Source organism: Streptomyces sp. 3214.6, from assembly GCF_900129855.1.
GTDB classification, from domain to species: Bacteria; Actinomycetota; Actinomycetes; order Streptomycetales; family Streptomycetaceae; genus Streptomyces; species Streptomyces soliscabiei.
In genome coordinates, this window is sequence record NZ_LT670819.1 from 2,143,031 (window position 1) to 2,160,940 (window position 17,910).

The 17,910-nt window shown below is 72.4% G+C and carries 7 protein-coding genes; 3 read left to right on the forward strand and 4 right to left on the reverse strand.

Annotated elements, in window-relative coordinates:
* Nucleotides 1–25: 25 nt before the first annotated feature.
* The gene (locus B5557_RS09615) at nucleotides 26–997 is read right to left on the reverse strand and encodes a hypothetical protein (protein ID WP_159424360.1); all 972 of its coding nucleotides are present in this window, start codon (nucleotides 995–997) and stop codon (nucleotides 26–28) included.
* Between the two features lie 448 nt (nucleotides 998–1,445).
* Between B5557_RS09615 and B5557_RS09620 the strand changes: the two genes are divergently transcribed.
* The gene (locus B5557_RS09620; protein ID WP_079658727.1) at nucleotides 1,446–5,171 is read left to right on the forward strand and encodes a type I polyketide synthase; all 3,726 of its coding nucleotides are present in this window, start codon (nucleotides 1,446–1,448) and stop codon (nucleotides 5,169–5,171) included.
* A 21-nt stretch (nucleotides 5,172–5,192) separates the two neighbouring features.
* Nucleotides 5,193–8,582 carry a non-ribosomal peptide synthetase gene (locus B5557_RS09625; protein WP_159424361.1) on the forward strand — a complete coding sequence of 1,130 codons (3,390 nt, stop codon included), beginning with the start codon at nucleotides 5,193–5,195 and terminating at the stop codon, nucleotides 8,580–8,582.
* A gap of 90 nt (nucleotides 8,583–8,672) precedes the next feature.
* Here B5557_RS09625 and B5557_RS09630 read toward each other — a convergent pair whose 3' ends face one another.
* A complete protein-coding gene (locus B5557_RS09630; RefSeq protein WP_079658728.1) occupies nucleotides 8,673–9,518 on the reverse strand; it encodes an ABC transporter permease in 846 nt (281 codons plus the stop codon).
* Nucleotides 9,515–10,531, reverse strand: coding sequence for an ATP-binding cassette domain-containing protein (locus tag B5557_RS09635; RefSeq protein ID WP_079658729.1), 1,017 nt, complete (start codon nucleotides 10,529–10,531; stop codon nucleotides 9,515–9,517). Before B5557_RS09635 ends, B5557_RS09630 begins: the two co-directional genes overlap by 4 nt.
* Before the next feature lie 65 nt (nucleotides 10,532–10,596).
* Between B5557_RS09635 and B5557_RS09640 the strand changes: the two genes are divergently transcribed.
* Entirely contained in the window at nucleotides 10,597–11,208 is a 612-nt protein-coding gene (locus B5557_RS09640; protein ID WP_079658730.1) for a TetR/AcrR family transcriptional regulator, read from the forward strand.
* A gap of 110 nt (nucleotides 11,209–11,318) precedes the next feature.
* Here the strand turns inward: B5557_RS09640 and B5557_RS09645 are convergent, their stop codons facing one another.
* On the reverse strand, nucleotides 11,319–17,909 hold the full coding sequence (locus B5557_RS09645; protein ID WP_079658731.1) for a type I polyketide synthase: 6,591 nt from the start codon (nucleotides 17,907–17,909) through the stop codon (nucleotides 11,319–11,321).
* Between the last annotated feature and the right edge of the window lies 1 nt (nucleotide 17,910).

Genomic DNA, 17,910 nt, shown 5'->3' on the forward strand with positions numbered 1-17,910 from the left:
CGTACAGCCATGTGCAGTCGTCTCCTCAACGCACCGATCGGATATCCGCACGCACGTGGACCGGCGTCCGTGAGCCGCACTCGTGATGGCCCAGGGCGGCGTTACCGGAAGCGGTGGACGGAATGACTTTGTTGTAGATCGAGCCAAGGCACAGCTCCTGGAACTCGGCGGTGCTCGCGGAGAGGCGGGCGGCCAGCTGGGCCTTGGCGATGTCGATGGTCTTGAGCCTGCCGTCGTCGTCCTCGACCTCGACGCAGGCGTGCGGCAGGTCGAGGGCGCCGCCGAGTACGCCGCAGAACCAGCCCCGCTTCGCCTCGGCCCGGTACCCGGCGTCCCGGAAGCGCTCCGCCAGCAGCAGGCTGGCCGCGATGCAGCTCGTCGCGCCCAGTTCGTGCACCAGGCCGTAGTCGGCCTGCATGGGTACCGGGATCATCTGCCAGCGGTATCCGGCGGCCAGGTATTCGCCGGTCAGGCGCCGCAGCACCGGAGAGATCACCGGGGTGCGCGCACCGGTCGTGGTGACCGTGGCCGTGTACTGCGCGGATCCCGAGCCCGGGGCCGGCGCCGTCACGGCGGCGACGCTCCCGCCGAACCGGACGATGTCCGGTTCCTCCAGGCGCCACGGTGCCTCGCCCGCGCAGTCGGGGCACTCCAGCCGGACCTGGAAATCCCAGGTCTTGGTGCGCAGCAGGTCGTCCACGGGCCGGCCCGCGAACCGGAACAGCATGCGGAACGCGAGCTCCGGTTGCGTCTTCGAGGTGTTCGAGTACATGCCGAGGTTGTAGAGATCGTTCACGTCGAAGTGACGGACGCCGGATCGCTCCTCGAACGGCAGCCCGGCGGCGACGAGCCGATCGATCTCCGCCGGTCCGCAACGCAGCATCTCCTGCGCGACCGATTCCTGCTCGGTCTTGCCGGAATATTCGGCGGGAATGAATTCAATGGAATCGGCGACCTTTTCCCAGGGCGTATCCATCACTACAGGCGGATCCGACACAATCCATCTCCCGAGGCAGCATCGAACGGTGATCGTCGACGGACTTTCTCGACGCTAGCAGCGGGAGGCCGGCCATGGCAGATCAACGCCACACCTTTCCCCGTGCATTCTTCACCGCATAAAAGGACAAGAATGATCGCCCCGCCGTGGTCCGGCCGCCTCGGCAGGTAATGAGTGGGGGGTTCAGCTCACCGACCACCGGCGCATCCATCAGGACCCGGCCGGCTCACCCCGTCACGGTCTTCGGTCTACCCGACCCGGGAGGCCACCTCAACCCCTATCGCACCCTTAGCCGATGTGCTTAGGGGTGTGCGTAGGGGTGGAGGTGGGGTACCAGGGGACCACGCCCGCACAGTAAGGTCGACCGGGAATTATGCTGAAGTGAAAAATATGCGTCCCCGGGCCTGCGAATTTGAATTGCCGACAATTACAGGGAGCCGTACGACGAATGGCTGATGAAGAAAAGCTGCGTCAGTACCTGAAGAAGGCCACCGGCGAACTGCAGCGCACCGCCCGGAGACTGCGCGAGATCGAGCTGAAGGATTCCGAGCCCATCGCGATCGTCGGCATGGGCTGCCGGTTTCCGCCCGATCTGCGTTCCGCGGCGGATCTCTGGCGGTTCGTCGTCGGCGAAGGCGACGGCATCTCGCCGTTCCCCGCCGACCGCGGATGGGGCGCCGTCGACCTGCCCGGCGGCACGGACGCGCCGGCGCTGCCCACGGCGGCCCAGGGGGGCTTCGTCGCCGGAGCCGACCGGTTCGATGCCGAGTTCTTCGGGATCGGCGAGCACGAGGCGCTGGCGATGGATCCGCAGCAACGGCTGCTCCTGGAGACCGCTTGGCACGCGGTCGAGCACGCCGGCCTGGATCCGGCCGGTCTGCGCGGGACCCTGACGGGCGTCTACGCAGGGGTGTCCTACTCCCACTACGCCGGGGAGCCTCGGGCGGGGCTCCCGGCGGGCGTCGAGGAGCAGCTGATTGTCGGCGGAGCGCCGAGCACGACGTCGGGCCGGGTCTCCTACGTCATGGGACTGCGCGGTCCGGCCATCAGCGTCGACACGGCCTGCTCGTCCTCCCTGGTCGGCATCCATCTGGCGTGTCAGGGACTGCGGCGCGGCGACTGCGAGCTCGCGCTGGCCGGCGGCGTCACGGTCATGGCCACACCGGACGTCATCGTCGAGTTCGGCCGCCGCGGCGCTCTCGCCGGGGACGGCAGATGCAAGCCCTTCTCGGCCGCCGCGGACGGCATGGGGTTCGGTGAAGGTGCCGGGCTGCTGGTGCTGGAGCGCCTGTCCGCGGCTCGGCGCAACGGCCACTCGGTGCTCGCGGTGATCCGCGGGTCGGCCGTCAACCAGGACGGCGCGACGAACGGGCTGACCTCGCCGAGCCGCGCGGCCCAGGAGGCGGTCATCCGGCAGGCGCTGGCCGACGCCGGGCTCACCCCCGACCAGGTGGACGCGGTGGAAGGACACGGGACCGGCACGGCGCTGGGTGACTCGATCGAGGCCGAGGCCGTCATCGCCGTCTACGGCGAGAGCAGGACGGCCGAGCGGCCCCTGCGGCTGAGCTCGGTCAAATCGAACATCGGCCATACCCAGACGGCGTCCGGGGTGGCGAGCGTGATCAAGACGGTCATGTCCATCCGCGCGGGCACCCACGCGCGGACGCTCCACTTCGACCGGCCGTCCCCGCACGTGGACTGGTCCGGCGCAACGGTCGCGCCGACGACCGAGACGGTTCCGTGGCCCGCCGACGGTCGTCCCCGGCGGGCCGGCGTGTCCTCCTTCGGCATCAGCGGCACCAACGCCCATCTGATCCTCGAGGAGTCGGCCGCGCAGGACGGCGGATCCGACCCGGCGCCGGACGGCGCCGACGGCATCGCCACGCCCTGGGTGCTGTCCGCGAAGTCGGAGCCGGCGCTGCGTGCCATGGCCGCGGAGCTGGGCGGCTTCCTGGCCGCACGACCGTCCCGCGCGACGGAGGTCGGGGGGTCGCTCGCCCGCACGAGGGCGGGCTTCAGACACCGCGCGGTCAGCGTGGGCGTCTCCGCCGACGACCATCTCGCCGCGCTCGCGGCTCTCGCCCGCGGCGAGGACGCGCCCGGCCTGTTCACCGGTGCGGTCACCGCCGCGAAAACGGCCGTGGTGTTCACCGGCGCCGAGGCGGCCGACGATGACTCGATCCGACGGCTGGCGGAACGCTTCCCCGTCTTCGCCGAGGCGTACGACGACGTTCGCACCTGTCTTGAGTCCCATCTCGACCGGCCGCCGGCAACGTACCGCCACGCCGCCGTCTTCGCCGTCCAGGTGGCGCTGTACCGCTTGGCCCTTTCGTGCGGAGTGGCGCCGGATCTTGTCGCCGGTTCGGGGGTCGGCGAGATCACGGCCGCTCTTGCCGCCGGTGTCCTGTCGCCTGCGGATGCCGGGGCGCTCGCGGCGGCCGTCGCGCGCGTGTACGACACCGAGGGCCGCGGGGACATCGGGGGCCGCGGGGCCGAGGACGGGCTGCGGGCCACCGCGGAACGGATCGGTTACGCGAAGCCGCGCATCCCGTTCGTCTCCCCCGGCCGACCCGGCCAACCCGACCACCCCGGCCGCCTCGACCACCCCGAGCACTGGGCAGCGGGTGACTTCCTGCGGGCCGGCGGCGGGGACCTCCTCGCCCGGGTGCGGTCGCAGGGCGCGACGGCCTGTCTGGAGCTGGATCCCGCAGCCGTCGTCACGACGGAAGGGCTCCTGACACGCCTCGCGGCGGCGTACACGGCTGGTGCGACGGTGTCGTGGGAGGCCGCCTTCACCGGGACGGACGCCAGGGGGATGCGTCTGCCCGGCTACCCGTTCCGCGGCAAGCGGTACTGGCTCGACGCGCCGAGCTCCCGGGGCCGCGGGGGCGACGAGCTCGTCGGGGAGCCCGTGCACCCCCTGCTCGGAGGCCCGATCGACCTCGCCGACCCGGGCGAACGGCGGTTCACCCGGACACCGGCGGCGCGGGAACCCTGGTACGTCGCGCAGTACCGGTTGCGCGGCACGCGGGCCCTGCCACCCGCCGCCGTCGCCGAATGGGCGCTGGCGGCCGCACGCCGGGGAGCCCGCGAGGGCGACGACGCCCGGACGATCGGGGATCTCGCCTTCGGCGAGCCCACCACGCTGCCCGGCACGCTCCCGCCGGCCCTTCAGACAGCGGCGCAAACCCACGGCGCGGTCCGCCGGATCAGGGGATTCAGCGCCGATCCCGGGGACGACGGTCCCGGGGAGGGCGGCGGCTGGGCCCTGCGGTTCACCGCGTCGAGCACCGAGGAGACCGTCCCGGTCCCTTCCTGCGCAGACCTCGACCGGCTGCGCTCCCGGATGACCGAGCAGGGTCCGCAGGAACTGTTCGCGCGGCTCGCGGACGCCGGAATCGCCTGCGGCCCGGCCTTCCGTGAGGTCGCCTGCCGCTGGTGGCGGGGCGACGAGGAAGCGCTGACCCTCCTCGAGACCGACGCGGTCGCCGCTGACGGCGATCAGTACGTCGTGCACCCCGTGGTGCTCGAGACCTGCTTCCTGACCGCCCTGCCGCTCGTCGCCGACGCCGACGCCGACGCCCGCCTGTGGCTTCCGTCGGGCCTGTCCCGGCTCACCTGGCACCGCGAGCTGCCACGACGGCTGTGGTGCCATGTCCGCCGTAGCCCCGGCGGCCCGATCGACCTGGAGCTGTACTCCGACGCCGGCGAACCGCTCGTCACCGTCGCGGGGCTCACGTACGCCGCATCCGATCCGGCCTGGCAGGCGGCGGCCGTCGCCGAGCCGGAGGCCGTCGAGCCGTGGGACGCCGACGAATTGTCGCGGCTCGCCGTCGAGGAGCCGCAGGAGGCACGGCAAGCCCTCACGGACATCCTGTTCACCCGGATGACTGTGCTGGTCCCGGGGCTCGCGGACGAGGCGGAGAGCCTGCGCGCACGGTTCACCGGCACCCGGCTGGGTGATCTCGGCCTGGACTCGCTGCGCGCGATGCGGCTCAGGGAGCAGTTCCGCACGGCGCTTCTCGTGGACGTCCCGCCCCAGCGCCTCCTCGGCGACACCACCGTGGCGGACATCGTCGACCTGGTCTGCCGGTCCCTCGCCGCCCGAAGCCTCGTCCTGACCGGCGACGAGGAGCCGGCGACCGCCGAACCCCTCGAAGAACTCATCCTGTAACCCGCCAGGAAGGCAGGCACGATGACCACGGATCTCTTCGCCGAGCTGTACCGCCGGGGGGTCAGATTACGGCTGGCCGACGGCCGGCTTCATGTGACGGCCCCGCCCGACGCCCTGACCCCCGAACTGCGCGAGGAGATGAAGCTCCGCCGGGACGAGCTCATCGAGATCATCTCGCGCTCCGGGAACACGGACGAGCCGGCCGGTCTGGTTCCACGGCCCGAGGAGCGGCATGACCCGTTCCCGCTGACGGACATCCAGCACGCGTACTGGGTGGGGCGGACACCGGCGGTGGAGCTCGGCGGGAACTCGACCCACTGCTACCTCGAGTTCGATGCCATGGATCTCGACGTGCCGAGGCTGGGCCAAAGCCTCGACCAGGTCGTCCGGCGCCACGACATGCTCAGGGCGATCATCCAGCCCGACGGCCGTCAGCGTGTCCTGCCCGAGGTCGCGCCGTACGACATCCGGGTCACCGACCTGTCCGGGCTCGACGACGCGGCGCGGGAGAGCGGGATCGCGCGGATCCGGGAAGAGCTGGCACACCAGGTGCTGCCCGCCGACCGATGTCCGCTGTTCGAAGTCCGCGCGACCCGGCTGGACGACCGGCGATGGCGTCTGCACCTCAGCCTGGACATGCTGGTCATGGACGGGTTCAGCTTCGGAATCTTCCAGCGCGACTGGTTCCGCTTCTACAGCCGGCCGGACTCCCCGCCCGAGCCCATCGACGTCACGTTCCGGGACTACGTTCTCGCCGAGCAGCGGCAGCAGAGCGAGCAGCTGTTCGAAGCCGACAAGAAGTACTGGCTGGACCGGCTCGACCGACTGCCCCCCGCTCCCGAACTGCCCCTGGCCGTCCAGCCCGGGCAGCTCTCCCGCCCCAGGTTCGCCCGGCGTGACGGCCGGCTGTCCCGCGATCAGTGGTCCGCCGTCAAGGAGACCGCCCGCCGCCGGGGCCTCACTCCGTCCGCCGTGCTCATCACCGCCTACGCCGATGTGCTCCGGCGCTGGTCGAAGCGGCCCGAGTTCACTCTCAACCTGACGCTGTTCAACCGTCGGCCGCTCCATCCCCGGATCGGCGAGGTGATCGGCGACTTCACCTCGCTGATCCCCCTCGAGGCGCGGCCCGAGCCGGAGGACTCCTTCACGGCGCGGGCGAAACGCCTGCACCACCAGCTGATGGACGATCTCGGGCACTCCGCCTACTCCGGGGTCCGCGTCCTGCGGGAGCGCGCCAGGCGCCTGGGGGGTCGGCTGGGGGCCGCGATGCCGGTCGTCTTCACGAGCATGATCGGCTTCGACTCCGCGACCGACCTCGCCGAGACCGCCCAGGTGTTCGGCGACGTCGTGTACGGCGTCAGCCAGACGCCCCAGGTCTGGCTGGACTACCAGGTGCTCGAGGACCGGGGCGAGCTGCTGGTCAACTGGGACTTCGTCGACGAACTCTTCCCCGCCGGCATGATCGAGGAGATGTTCCTCGCCCACCGCGCGTGCCTGGAACGCCTCGGCGAGAGCGAAGCCGCGTGGGACGAGCGGGAGCTCGTCACGCTCCCCGCCGCCCAGGCCGACGAGCGCCGCCGGGCCAACGCGACCGAGGCCCCCCTCCCTGAGCGGACGCTCTGCGGCCTGGTCGAGGAACAGGCCGAACGGACCCCGGACGCGATCGCCGTGATCTCGGCCGACGGCGAGCACACCTACCGCGAGCTGGTCGACGACGCCTACCGGCTGGCCCACGTTCTGCAGTCGATGGACGCGACCCGGGACACCCTGATCGGCGTCATCACCGAGAAGGGGTACGAGCAGGTGGCGGCGGCCCTCGGCGTCACCCGGTCCGGGGCCGCGTATCTGCCGATCCAGCCGCGCTGGCCGGCCGCCCGGCGGACGCAGCTCCTCCAGCAGGGCCGGGTCGGGGTCGTGGTCACGACACCGCAGCTGCGGGACGAGCTGACCTGGCCCGACGGCATCCGGCTGGTGACCCTCGCCGACGCAGGGGTACGGTCCGCGCCGCCCACCCCGCCGCCGGCCGGTCCCGCCCCGGACGACCTGGCATACGTGATCTTCACCTCCGGGTCGACCGGCACGCCGAAGGGCGTCATGATCGACCATCGGGCCGCGGCCAACACGGTCCAGGACCTCAACGACCGCTACCGTGTCACCCCGGACGACCGGGTGCTGGCCCTGTCCGCCCTCAGCTTCGACCTCTCCGTGTACGACATCTTCGGTCTGCCGGCGGCGGGCGGCGCCGTCGTCATGCCGGAGCCGAGCAGGGCGCAGGAGCCAGGGCACTGGAGCGAACTGGTGGACCGGCACCGGGTGACGATCTGGAACACTGTGCCGGCCCTGATGCAGGCGTGGATCGACGCGCACGATCCGGTCGCTCTCCCGCCCGGACACGGGCTGCGGCTGGTCATGATGAGCGGCGACTGGATCCCCGTCGCGCTGCCGGACCGGATCCGCGCGTTCTACCCCGAGGCCGAGGTGATGAGCCTGGGCGGCGCCACCGAGGCGTCCATCTGGTCGATCCACTACCCGATCGGCGCGGTGCCCCCGCACTGGTCACGGATCCCCTACGGCAAGCCGCTCGCCAACCAGACCATGCATGTGTACGACCAGTGGCTCGAACCGAGTCCGGTCTGGGCGACGGGTGAGATCTACATCGGCGGAAGCGGTGTGGCCCGTGGCTACTGGGCCGATCCCGAGCGGACGGCGGAGCGGTTCGTCGTGCATCCCCGGACCAAGGCCCGCCTGTACCGGACCGGCGACCTCGGCCGCTATCTGCCCGGCGGGGACATCGAGTTCCTGGGACGCGAGGACTCGCAGATCAAGCTCAACGGCTACCGCATCGAGCTCGGAGAGATCGCGGCCCCGCTGCTGCGGCATCCGGGCGTCCGTGACGCACTGGTCTCCGTGGACACCAACCCCAGGACGGGCCGCCGCCAACTGGTCGCCTACCTGGTTCCGGCGGCAGGCGAGGCCGTCACGGGGCCGACGCATCCCGACGCCGACGCGCTGCGGGCCGAGCTCGAACAGGTCCTGCCGGAATACATGGTGCCGCGCCACTATCTCGTCATCCCCAGGGTGCCGCTCAGCGCGAACGGCAAAGTAGACGTGTCGGCTCTGCCCGCCCCGAGGGACCACCAGACCCCCGGTCGGCCGTCCGTTCCGCAGGACGAGCTGGAGCGCACGCTGCTGCGGGTGTGGCAAGAGGTCCTGGAGCGCGACGACTTCGGGACGGAGGAGAACTTCTTCGAGCTCGGCGGGGACTCCCTGCACGCGATCGGTGTCCTGGAGCGCATCGGCAAGGAGTTCGGGACGAGCGAGAGTCAGGACGACGGTCTGCGCAGGCTCTTCGACCACCCCACGGTCGCCGGGCTGGCCGCCGTCATACGGGCCGAGGGCCAGGGGTCCTGACCTGCTCCTCCCGGTGATCCCGGCCTGACGGGGGAGAGCGACCGCCGCCGGACAGCCGGTGGCGGTTTCCCTTGCAGGGGTCAGCGGGGGTCAGCCCTGCTTGCTGTAGAGGCGGAGCGTGATCGGGCCGCATACGAGGGTGAGGACGGCGATCGCGCCGAGCGACCAGAGGACGTCGCCACCGGCGCCTCCGGTGTCGTTCATCAGGGCGCGGGCCGCGCTCGACACATGGCTGAGCGGGTTGACGTCGACGAAGGCCTGGAGCCAGCCGGGCATGGTGCTCGGCTGGACGAAGATGTTGCTGGCGAACGACAGGGGCATCAGCACGGCGTTGGCGATGCTGAGGACGACGGCCTGGTCGCGGACGGCCAGCGCGACCGCGGCCCACACCAGGGACAGCGAGAGTCCGAAGGCGACGACCAGGGCGACCGCGGGGAGCACGCCCAGCACACCGCCGTCGGGGCGGTAGCCCATGATCATGCCGAGGACGAGCACGATGGCGGAGGCGAACAGATAGCGGGCGATATCGCTGAGCAGCCCGCCGAGCACGAAGGCGCCGCGCCAGACCGGCAGGCCGCGGAAGCGGTCGAAGGCTCCGCTGCGCACGTCCTGGGCGAGACGGCCGCCCCCGTACATGGTGACGATCGCGATGCTCATGCTGAGCACGCCGGGCAGCAGGACCTTGAGGTATTCGCTGGTCGAACCGCTGATGGCGCCGCCGAAGAGGTAGGTGAACAGCACCGTCAGCAGGATCGGGATGGCGGACGAGTCCACGAGCTGCTTGGGGTCGTGCTTGAGCTTCAGCATGGCGCGCCTGCCGAAGGTGGCCGAGGCGGCGAAGGCGCCGGCACGACCGCGTACGCGTCCCTCGGCGAGGAGCGCGTCGATCGGGTCCTCCGGCGCAGCGGGGCGCGTGGACACGGCGGGAGTACTCATGCGTTCAGTTCCTCGTGGTCGATGGTGGCCGGACCGGCTCCGTGGCCGGTCAGGGCGAGGAAGGCCTCGTCCAGGCTGGGCTGGCCGAGGGAGAGATCGGCGATGCCCACCCCGGCGTCGGCGAGCTGGGTCGCGGCGCGCCCGACCAGCCGGCCCACGTCCGTCTCGTCGGGCCGGCCGGCGAGCAGCACGGACACGGAAAGGGGGTCGGCGGCGGCCTGGACCGTCCCCTCCAGGACGTCGGCCAGGATCTGCAGCGCGCGCGGACGCTGCTCGCCGTCGAGGAGCCGGACGTGCAGGGTGCCCGAGCCGACCCGGGACTTGAGCTGGGCGCTGGTGCCTTCGGCCACGATCCGGCCGTTGTCGATGACCGCGATCCGCTCGGCGAGCTGGTCGGCCTCCTCGAGGTACTGGGTGGTGAGCAGCACCGTGGTGCCGGCCGCGGCGACCCGACGGACCAGGTCCCACACCTGGTTGCGGCTGCGCGGGTCGAGTCCGGTGGTCGGCTCGTCGAGGAACAGCAGGTCGGGGGTCACGATCAGGCTCGCGCCGATGTCGAGCCGGCGGCGCATGCCGCCGGAGTAGCCGCCCACCGGCCGGTCGGCCGCGCCGGTCAGGTCGAACGCGGCGAGCAGGTCGTCGGCGCGCTTCCTGGTGGCCGCCCGGGACAGTCCGTTGAGCCGGCCGAGGATCAGCAGGTTCTCGTGTCCGGTGAGATCTTCGTCGAGGGAGGCGAACTGGCCGGTCACCGCCACCCGGGACCGGATCGCGTCCGTCTCGGTCAGCACGTCGTGGCCGAGGACGCGGGCGGTGCCGCCGTCCGGACGGGCCAGGGTGGCCAGGATGCGGATCGTTGTGGTCTTGCCCGCACCGTTGGGGCCGAGGAACCCGAACACCTGACCGCGCCCGATCGTGAGGTCGATCCCGTCCAGCGCCCGGTTCTCGCCGTAGACCTTGACCAGGCCGCGCGCCTCGACCGCCGGATGATCCGCACCCGAACTTTTCTTTGACATGCCGTAAGAGTTAGCCAAACTCTTACAGCTTGTCAAGGTTATGGCCGTACGCGTATCTTCTGGGAATGGCCGAATCGCACGACACCATCACGCCGCCACGCCGCCGCCGGGCCGACGCCCGGCGCAGCATCGACGCCATCCTCAACGCGGCCCGGGTCGTGCTCGGCGAGCGGCCCGACGCGAGCATGGACGACGTCGCCGCCACGGCCGGCGTCACCCGCCAGACGGTCTACGCGCATTTCCCTTCCCGCGACGCGCTGGTCGCCGCCCTCATCGAGGCCGCGGCCGCCGAATACATCGCCGCGCTCGACAGCGCCGGCCTCGACACCGACCCGCCCGCCGAGGCGCTGGCCCAGTTCCTCGACGCCGGCTGGCGGTTCCTTCGCCGCAACCCCCTCCTGCTCAACCCCGCCGGACCCGGGGCTCCGCGCCCGGACCGCAACGCTCTGTCCGACGTCGTGCCCCCGCGGCTCGAACGGCTCATCCGGCGAGGGCAGCACACGGGCGACTTCGGTGCGCCCCTGCCCGCCGCCTGGCTCGCCGCAGCCGTCATCGGACTGCAGCACGCCGCCGCGGCAGAGGTCACCGCCGAGCGCCTCACCACCGACGCGGCGGACGCGCTGTGCCTGGAAAGCGCACTGCGCCTCTGCGGTGGCGAGGCGCCGGCGTCGCGGTAGTCCGTGCCCGGTCCCAGCACGCCGTGGACCGGCGAGAGGACTGATGACCGGCCGGGGCCACGGCCTCCACCGGATGACCGGCCTGCCCGTGTCCAGGGGCAGGCCGCCCGTCATGCGGTGTCGGGGAGGTCTGCGTCGATGAGCGCGAACAGCTCGTCGTCGGTGGCGGATTCGAGGGTTGAATCAAGGGCGATCTCCGCGCCGTCGTGGGACGGCGCCCCGCTCTCCGGGTGAGCGTCGTCCCATCGGCTCAGCAACGTGCGAAGGCGCCGGGCGATCCTGTCCCGCAGTTCCTCGCCCGGCTCGATCCGCAGGAGCCCCCTCTCCAGGCTGTCGATCTCGTCGAGCACCGGCACGGACTGCGGCGCCGCCTCGGAGGTGAGCCTGGTGCGCAGGTGCTCGGCGAGTTCGGCCGGAGTGGGATGGTCGAAGACCAGCGTCGCCGGGAACCGGCAGCCGGTCGCGCCGGCCAGCCTGTTGCGGAAGTCGACGGCGGTGAGGGAATCGAACCCGATGTCCCGGAACGGGCTGTCCGGGTCCATGCTCTCCGCGTCACCGCCGCCCAGCGCGACGACCGCGTGCGACCGGACGAGGTGGAGCAGGAACTGCCGCTGATCGGCTTCGCTCAGCGAGGCCAGTTGCCTCGCCACACCGGTGGCGGGGTCGGAGGCGACGATCCGCGGCTGCGCCGGCGTGTTGATCAGTGCGCGCCAGAGCGCCGGGAGCGAACCGTCACGGGCAAGGGTCCGGAGCAGGCCGGTGCGGATACCGGTGGCCAGCAGGAGAGGTTCGGCGGAGCCGCGAGCGGCGTCGAACAGGGCCAGCGCCTGCTGGGTGGGCAAGGGGGCGAAGTACCCGCTCATGCGTGCCCGGTTGGAGCTGGTGATGCCGGCGGTCAGCTCGCTGGTCTGCGCCCACAGGCCCCACGCCATCGACGTCGCAGGCAGGCCCGTGGCCCGCCGGTGACAGGCGAGCGCGTCGAGGAACACGTTGGCGGCCGCGTAGTTGCCCTGCCCGGGTGCGCCGGTCAGCCCGGCGCCGGAGGAGAACAGAACGAACGAAGCGAGGTCGGCCCCGGCAGTGAGCTCGTGCAGATGCAGGGCCGCGTCGACCTTGGGCCGCATGACCGTGTCGATCTTGCCCGGGGTGAGCGAGGGCAGGATCCCGTCGTCGAGGACTCCGGCCGCGTGCACGACCGCCGTGAGGGGATGATCAGCCGAAACCGTGGCCAGCGTCCGGGCGAGGTCGGCTCGGTCGGCGACGTCACAGGCGACGATCTCCACCCGGGCGCCCCGCTCGGCCAGTTCGTCGTGAAGGGCCTGCGCACCGGGTGCTTCGGGGCCGCGGCGGCTCAGCAACATGAAGTGCCTGGCTCCGTGCTCGGCGAGATGGCGCACGACGAGGCCGGCCAGGGTCCCGGTGCCGCCGGTGACGAGCACCGTCCCCTCGGGGTCCAGCGCCGGCGGAACGGTCAGCACGATCTTGCCGACGTGCCGGGCCTGGCTCATGAACCGGAACGCCGGTATCGCGTCGCGGACATCCCAGGTGGTCACCGGCGGCAACGTCAGCGAACCCGCGTGGAACAGGCTCATGATCTCGGACAGCATCTCCTTGATGCGGTCCGGTCCCGCCTCGTTCAGTTCGAATGCCCGGTAGTCGGCCCCGGGGTGACTGCCGGACACGTCGGCGCCGTCGCGGATGTCGGTCTTCCCCATCTCGACGAAGCGTCCGCCGGGTCGTAGCAGCCGCAGTGAGGCGTCGACGAAGTCTCCGGCCAACGAGTTCAGCACGACGTCGACGCCCTGCCCGGCGCTCACGTCGCCGAACTGCCGCTCGAACTCGAGCGTGCGGCTGGACGCGATGTGCGCGTCGTCCAGTCCGGCGGACCTCAGGACCGGCCACTTGCCCTGACTGGCGGTCGCGAACACCTGTGCGCCGCGGTGCTTCGCGAGCTGTACGGCCGCCATGCCGACCCCACCGGCCGCCGCGTGCACGAGCACGGACTCGCCGGGTCGCAGCCCGGCCAGGTCGGACAGCGCGTAGTGCGCGGTGAGGAAGGCGACCGGCACCGAAGCGGCCTGCTCGAACGACCATCCCTCGGGGATCTTGGCCAGCAGCCGGTGATCGGTCACCGAGAGCGGCCCGAACGCGTGGGTCAGCAGACCCAGGACCCGGTCCCCGGGCACCAGGTCATGTACGTCGCTGCCGACGGCGGTCACCGTTCCCGCGCCCTCGCCGCCGAGATCCGTCTCACCGGGGATCAGCCCCAGCGCGACGACCACGTCATGGAAGTTGAGACCGGCCGCCCGCACGGCCACCCGTACCTCGCGCGGGCCGAGTGGGCCGGTCGGCCGCGAGCATTCCGCCGCCGTCAGTCCCTCCAGCGTCCCGGTGCCGGTGCATTCCAGGCGCCAGGCGGCCGCCCGGGCGGGCGGCGTCAGGCTTTCGCCGTCGGCGGCCCGGGCCAGCCGCGGCGCCAGCAGCTCGCCGGAACGGACGGCGAGCTGTGGTTCCCCGCAGGCCGCTGCCGCCGCCCAGGCCTCCCCCGGTCCAGCATCGTCCGGGCAGGTGCCGTCGTCGACCAGGACGAACCGGCCCGGGTGCTCCGTCTGCGCCGTGCGCACCAGCCCCCACACGGCGGCCGACGCCAGGTTCGCGACGTCGTCCCCCTCCCGTGCCGCGACCGCGCCCTGGGTCCTGATCACCAGCCGGCCGGCGGCGAGGTCGTCGTCCGCCAGCCATGCCTGCACCACGCCCAACGCAGCCGCGGTGACCGTCCGGACGTGGGCGGGCAGGTCGGCGGAGCCGTTGCCGCGGACGGCGTCGGGGGCGCTCCACAGCACCAGGTCGGGCACCGGGATCCCCTCGGCGATCGCGGCCCGCAGCCCGTCCGGGTCGCGGTACGTGTCGACGGCCGCGCCGGCGTCACCGAGCCGCCGCGCGACCGCCGCCGCGTCCGTGCCCAGGACCGCCCAGCGCTCCCGCGCCGCGGCCGGCCCGGACCCGGGCCGGGTCACGGGGACCCAGTCGACCCTGAACAGCGCGTCGCGGAGCGCGCCCGACTGCGTCGCGCGCACCTGCTCCGCCGACACCGGCCGTACGACGAGGGCGCCGACCGAGACGACGGGGCGCCCGTCGAGGTCCGCGGCCGTCAGCGACACCCGGTCCGGGCCGTTGCGCCGCACCCGGACCCGCAGATCGGCCGCGCCCGACGCGACGAGGGCGACCTCGCTGAACACGAACGGCAGCAGAAGTCCGGCACCCGTCGGCGGGCCCTCCGGCGCCATGAGGATGCCGGCCGCCTGCACCGCCGCGTCCAGCAGGGCAGGGTGGACGCCGAACCGCCCGGCCTCGCCGCGCTGCGCGGAAGGCAGGCGGACCTCGGCGTACACGTCGTCGCCGAGGCGCCATGCCCGGCGGATCCCACGGAACGCCGGTCCATACGTGAATCCGCGCTCCGCGTACCCCTCGTAGAGCCGCTCCGTGGGCAGTTGCTCCGCGCCGGCCGGCGGCCAGATCACGAGGTCGCCGAAGTCCTCCGCGAACGGCGTGCCGGTCAGCTCGCCCACGGCGTTCGACGTCCATCCGCCGTCCACGGATGTTTCCTCCGGCCGCGAGTACACGGTCACTCGTCGGTTGCCCGAGTCGTCCGGGGCGCCGGCGACCACCTGAACCTGGACCGCGCCCTGCGACGGGACCACCATGGGGGCTTCCAGCGCGAGTTCCCCGATTCCGGAGCAGCCGGTTTCGGCGGCGGCGCGCAGGGCCAGCTCCACGAACCCGGTGCCGGGAAGCAGCACCTGGTCCTCGACCACGTGATCGGCCAGCCACCCGTGGGTCTGCGGCGACAGACGGCCGGACAGCAGCACGGCGGCGCTGTCGGCGACGTCCGTCGCGGCACCGAGCATGGGATGCTCACCGGCCCGCAGTCCCGCCTTGCCGAGGGCGTCCGCGGAAGGGGCCGTCGGGTCCTGCCAGTAGCTCTGCCGCTGGAACGCGTACGACGGAAGGCCCGGGGTGTCGTTCCCGCGCCGCCCCAGCACGCTCTCCCAGGCGACCGGCACGCCGCCGACGTAGGCCTGCGCGACCGAGCCGAGGAAGTCGTCGAGGCCGCCGCGGTTGCGGTGCAGCGTGCCGAGGACCAGTGCGGAGGCGTCCGCGTCGGCGATCGTGTCCTGCAGTCCCATGGTCAGCACCGGGTGCGGGCTCGCCTCCACGAACAGCTCGTAGCCCCGGTCGAGCAGGGTCCGGGTGACCTCGTCGAAGCGCACCGGCTGGCGGAGGTTGCGGTACCAGTAGTCCGCGTCGAGCTCGGCGGTGTCCAACTGCCCGCCGGTGACCGCCGAGTAGAAGGGGATCCGCGAGGGGCCGGGGGTGACGCCGTCGAGCTGCGCGAGCACTTCGGCCCGGATCCGCTCGACGTGCGGCGAGTGCGAGGCGTAGTCGACCGGGAGGAGCCGTGCCCGGACGTCCGAGTCCTGGTGTTCGGCCACCAGAGCGGCTGTCGCGGCGGCGTCGCCCGACACCACCACCGACCCGGGCCCGTTGACGACGGCGATCGTCAGCCGGCCGTCCCACCGGGACAGCAGGGCCTCGGCGTCCTCACGTCCCAGGCCCAGCGACGCCATCGCCCCCTGCCCGGACAGCGACGCCAGGGCCCGGCTGCGCAGCGCCACGACCCGTGCCGCGTCCTCCAGGGACAGTCCGCCCGCCACACAGGCGGCCGCGATCTCGCCCTGGGAGTGTCCGACCACCGCGGCGGGCACGATCCCCGCGTGCTGCCACAAGGCGGCCAACGACACCATGACCGCGAACAGCACCGGCTGGACGACGTCCACCCGGTCCAGGTCCGGGGCGCCGGGCGCACCACGGAGCACGTCGCGCACCGACCAGCCGGTGAACGCCGCCAGCGCCTGGTCGCATTCGGTGAGCCGGTCGCGGAACACCGGAGCCGTCTCCAGCAGCCCGAGCGCCATCCCCGGCCACTGGGACCCCTGTCCGGGGAACACCAGCACCGCCTCGCCGGAGCGGCTGCGGGCCGTGCCCTGGATCAGCCCGGGCGCGGGCCGTCCCGCTGTCAGGGCGTGCAGTCCGCTCAGCAGCCCGGTCCGGCCGGTGCCGAGCAGCACGGCCCGGTGGGGCAGCGCCGCGCGCCGGGCCAGCGAGTGTGCGGTGTCGCGCGCGTCGAGGTCCGGGTGGGCCTCGACGAACTCCGCCAGCCGGGCGGCCTGCCCGCGCAGTCCGGCCTCCCCCCTTCCGGACACCACCCACGGCAGCACCGGCACGGCGTCTTCCGGCCCGGACGGCCGGGGGGCCGGGTCCGCGCCGTCGTGGGCCGGGGGCTGTTCGAGGACGAGGTGGGCGTTGGTGCCGCTGACCCCGAAGGAGGACACCCCCGCACGCCGTGGATGCCCCGAGTCGGGCCACGGCGACGCCTTCACGGCCAGCTCGGCCTCACCCGCCGACCAGTCCACATGACGGCTCGGCTCGTCCACGTGCAGCGTCGCCGGCACCGTCCCGTGACGCATCGCCAGCACCATCTTCATCACGCCGACCGCACCGGCCGCCGCCTGCGTATGACCGATGTTGGACTTCACCGACCCCAGCAGCACCGGCCTGCCCTCGGGACGCTCCTGCCCGTACGTCGCCAACAGCGCCTGCGCCTCGATCGGGTCCCCCAGCGACGTCCCCGTGCCGTGCGCCTCCACCACGTCCACGTCCCGCAGCGACAGGCCCGCGTTCGCCACCGCCTGCCGGATCACCCGCTCCTGCGACGGCCCGTTCGGCGCCGTCAGACCGCTCGACGCGCCGTCCTGGTTGACCGCCGAGCCCCGGATGACCGCGAGCACCTCGTGCCCCCGGCGCCGGGCCTGCGACAGCGGCTCGAGCAGCAGCAGCCCGACGCCCTCGGCGAACCCGAATCCGTCCGCCGCCTCGGAGAACGCCTTGCACCGTCCGTCCGCCGACAGCGCGCGCTGCCGGCTGAACTCGACGATCACCTTCGGGCTCGACATCACGGCCACCCCGCCGGCCAGCGCCATCGAGCACTCACCGGCCCGCAGCGCCTGACACGCCATGTGCAGCGCCACCAGGGACGACGAACACGCCGTGTCGATCGTCACCGCCGGGCCCTCCAGCCCGAACACGTACGACAGCCGCCCCGACAGCACACTCGGGGTGGTCCCGGCCACCGCATAGCCCTCCACGCCGTGCGGGTAGTCCGTCGGACCGGCCCCGACGAACACCCCGGTCCGGCTGCCCTTGAGGCCGAGCGGATCCACTCCGGCCGCCTCGAACAGCTCCCAGGACGTCTCCAGCAGCAGCCGCTGCCTCGGGTCCATGGCCAGCGCCTCGCGCGGGGAGATCCCGAAGAACTCCGCGTCGAACCCGGCGACCTGGTCCAGGAAACCGCCCTCGCGGACATACGACGTCCCCAGGTGATCGGGGTCCGGATCGAACAGCCCGGCCAGATCCCAGCCCCGGTCCGCGGGGAAGGCGGACACCGCGTCCCGGCCCTCGGACAGCAGCCGCCAGAACTCCTCCGGCGACGTCACACCCCCCGGCAGGCGGCACGACATCCCCACGATCGCGACCGGCTCGCGGAGCGTCGCCTCCAGCTCGTCGTTCCGCAGCCGCAGCCGCCGGGTCTCCTTGACCGATTCCCGCAGTGCTCTGGTGATCTCGTCGATTGACGCAGTCATC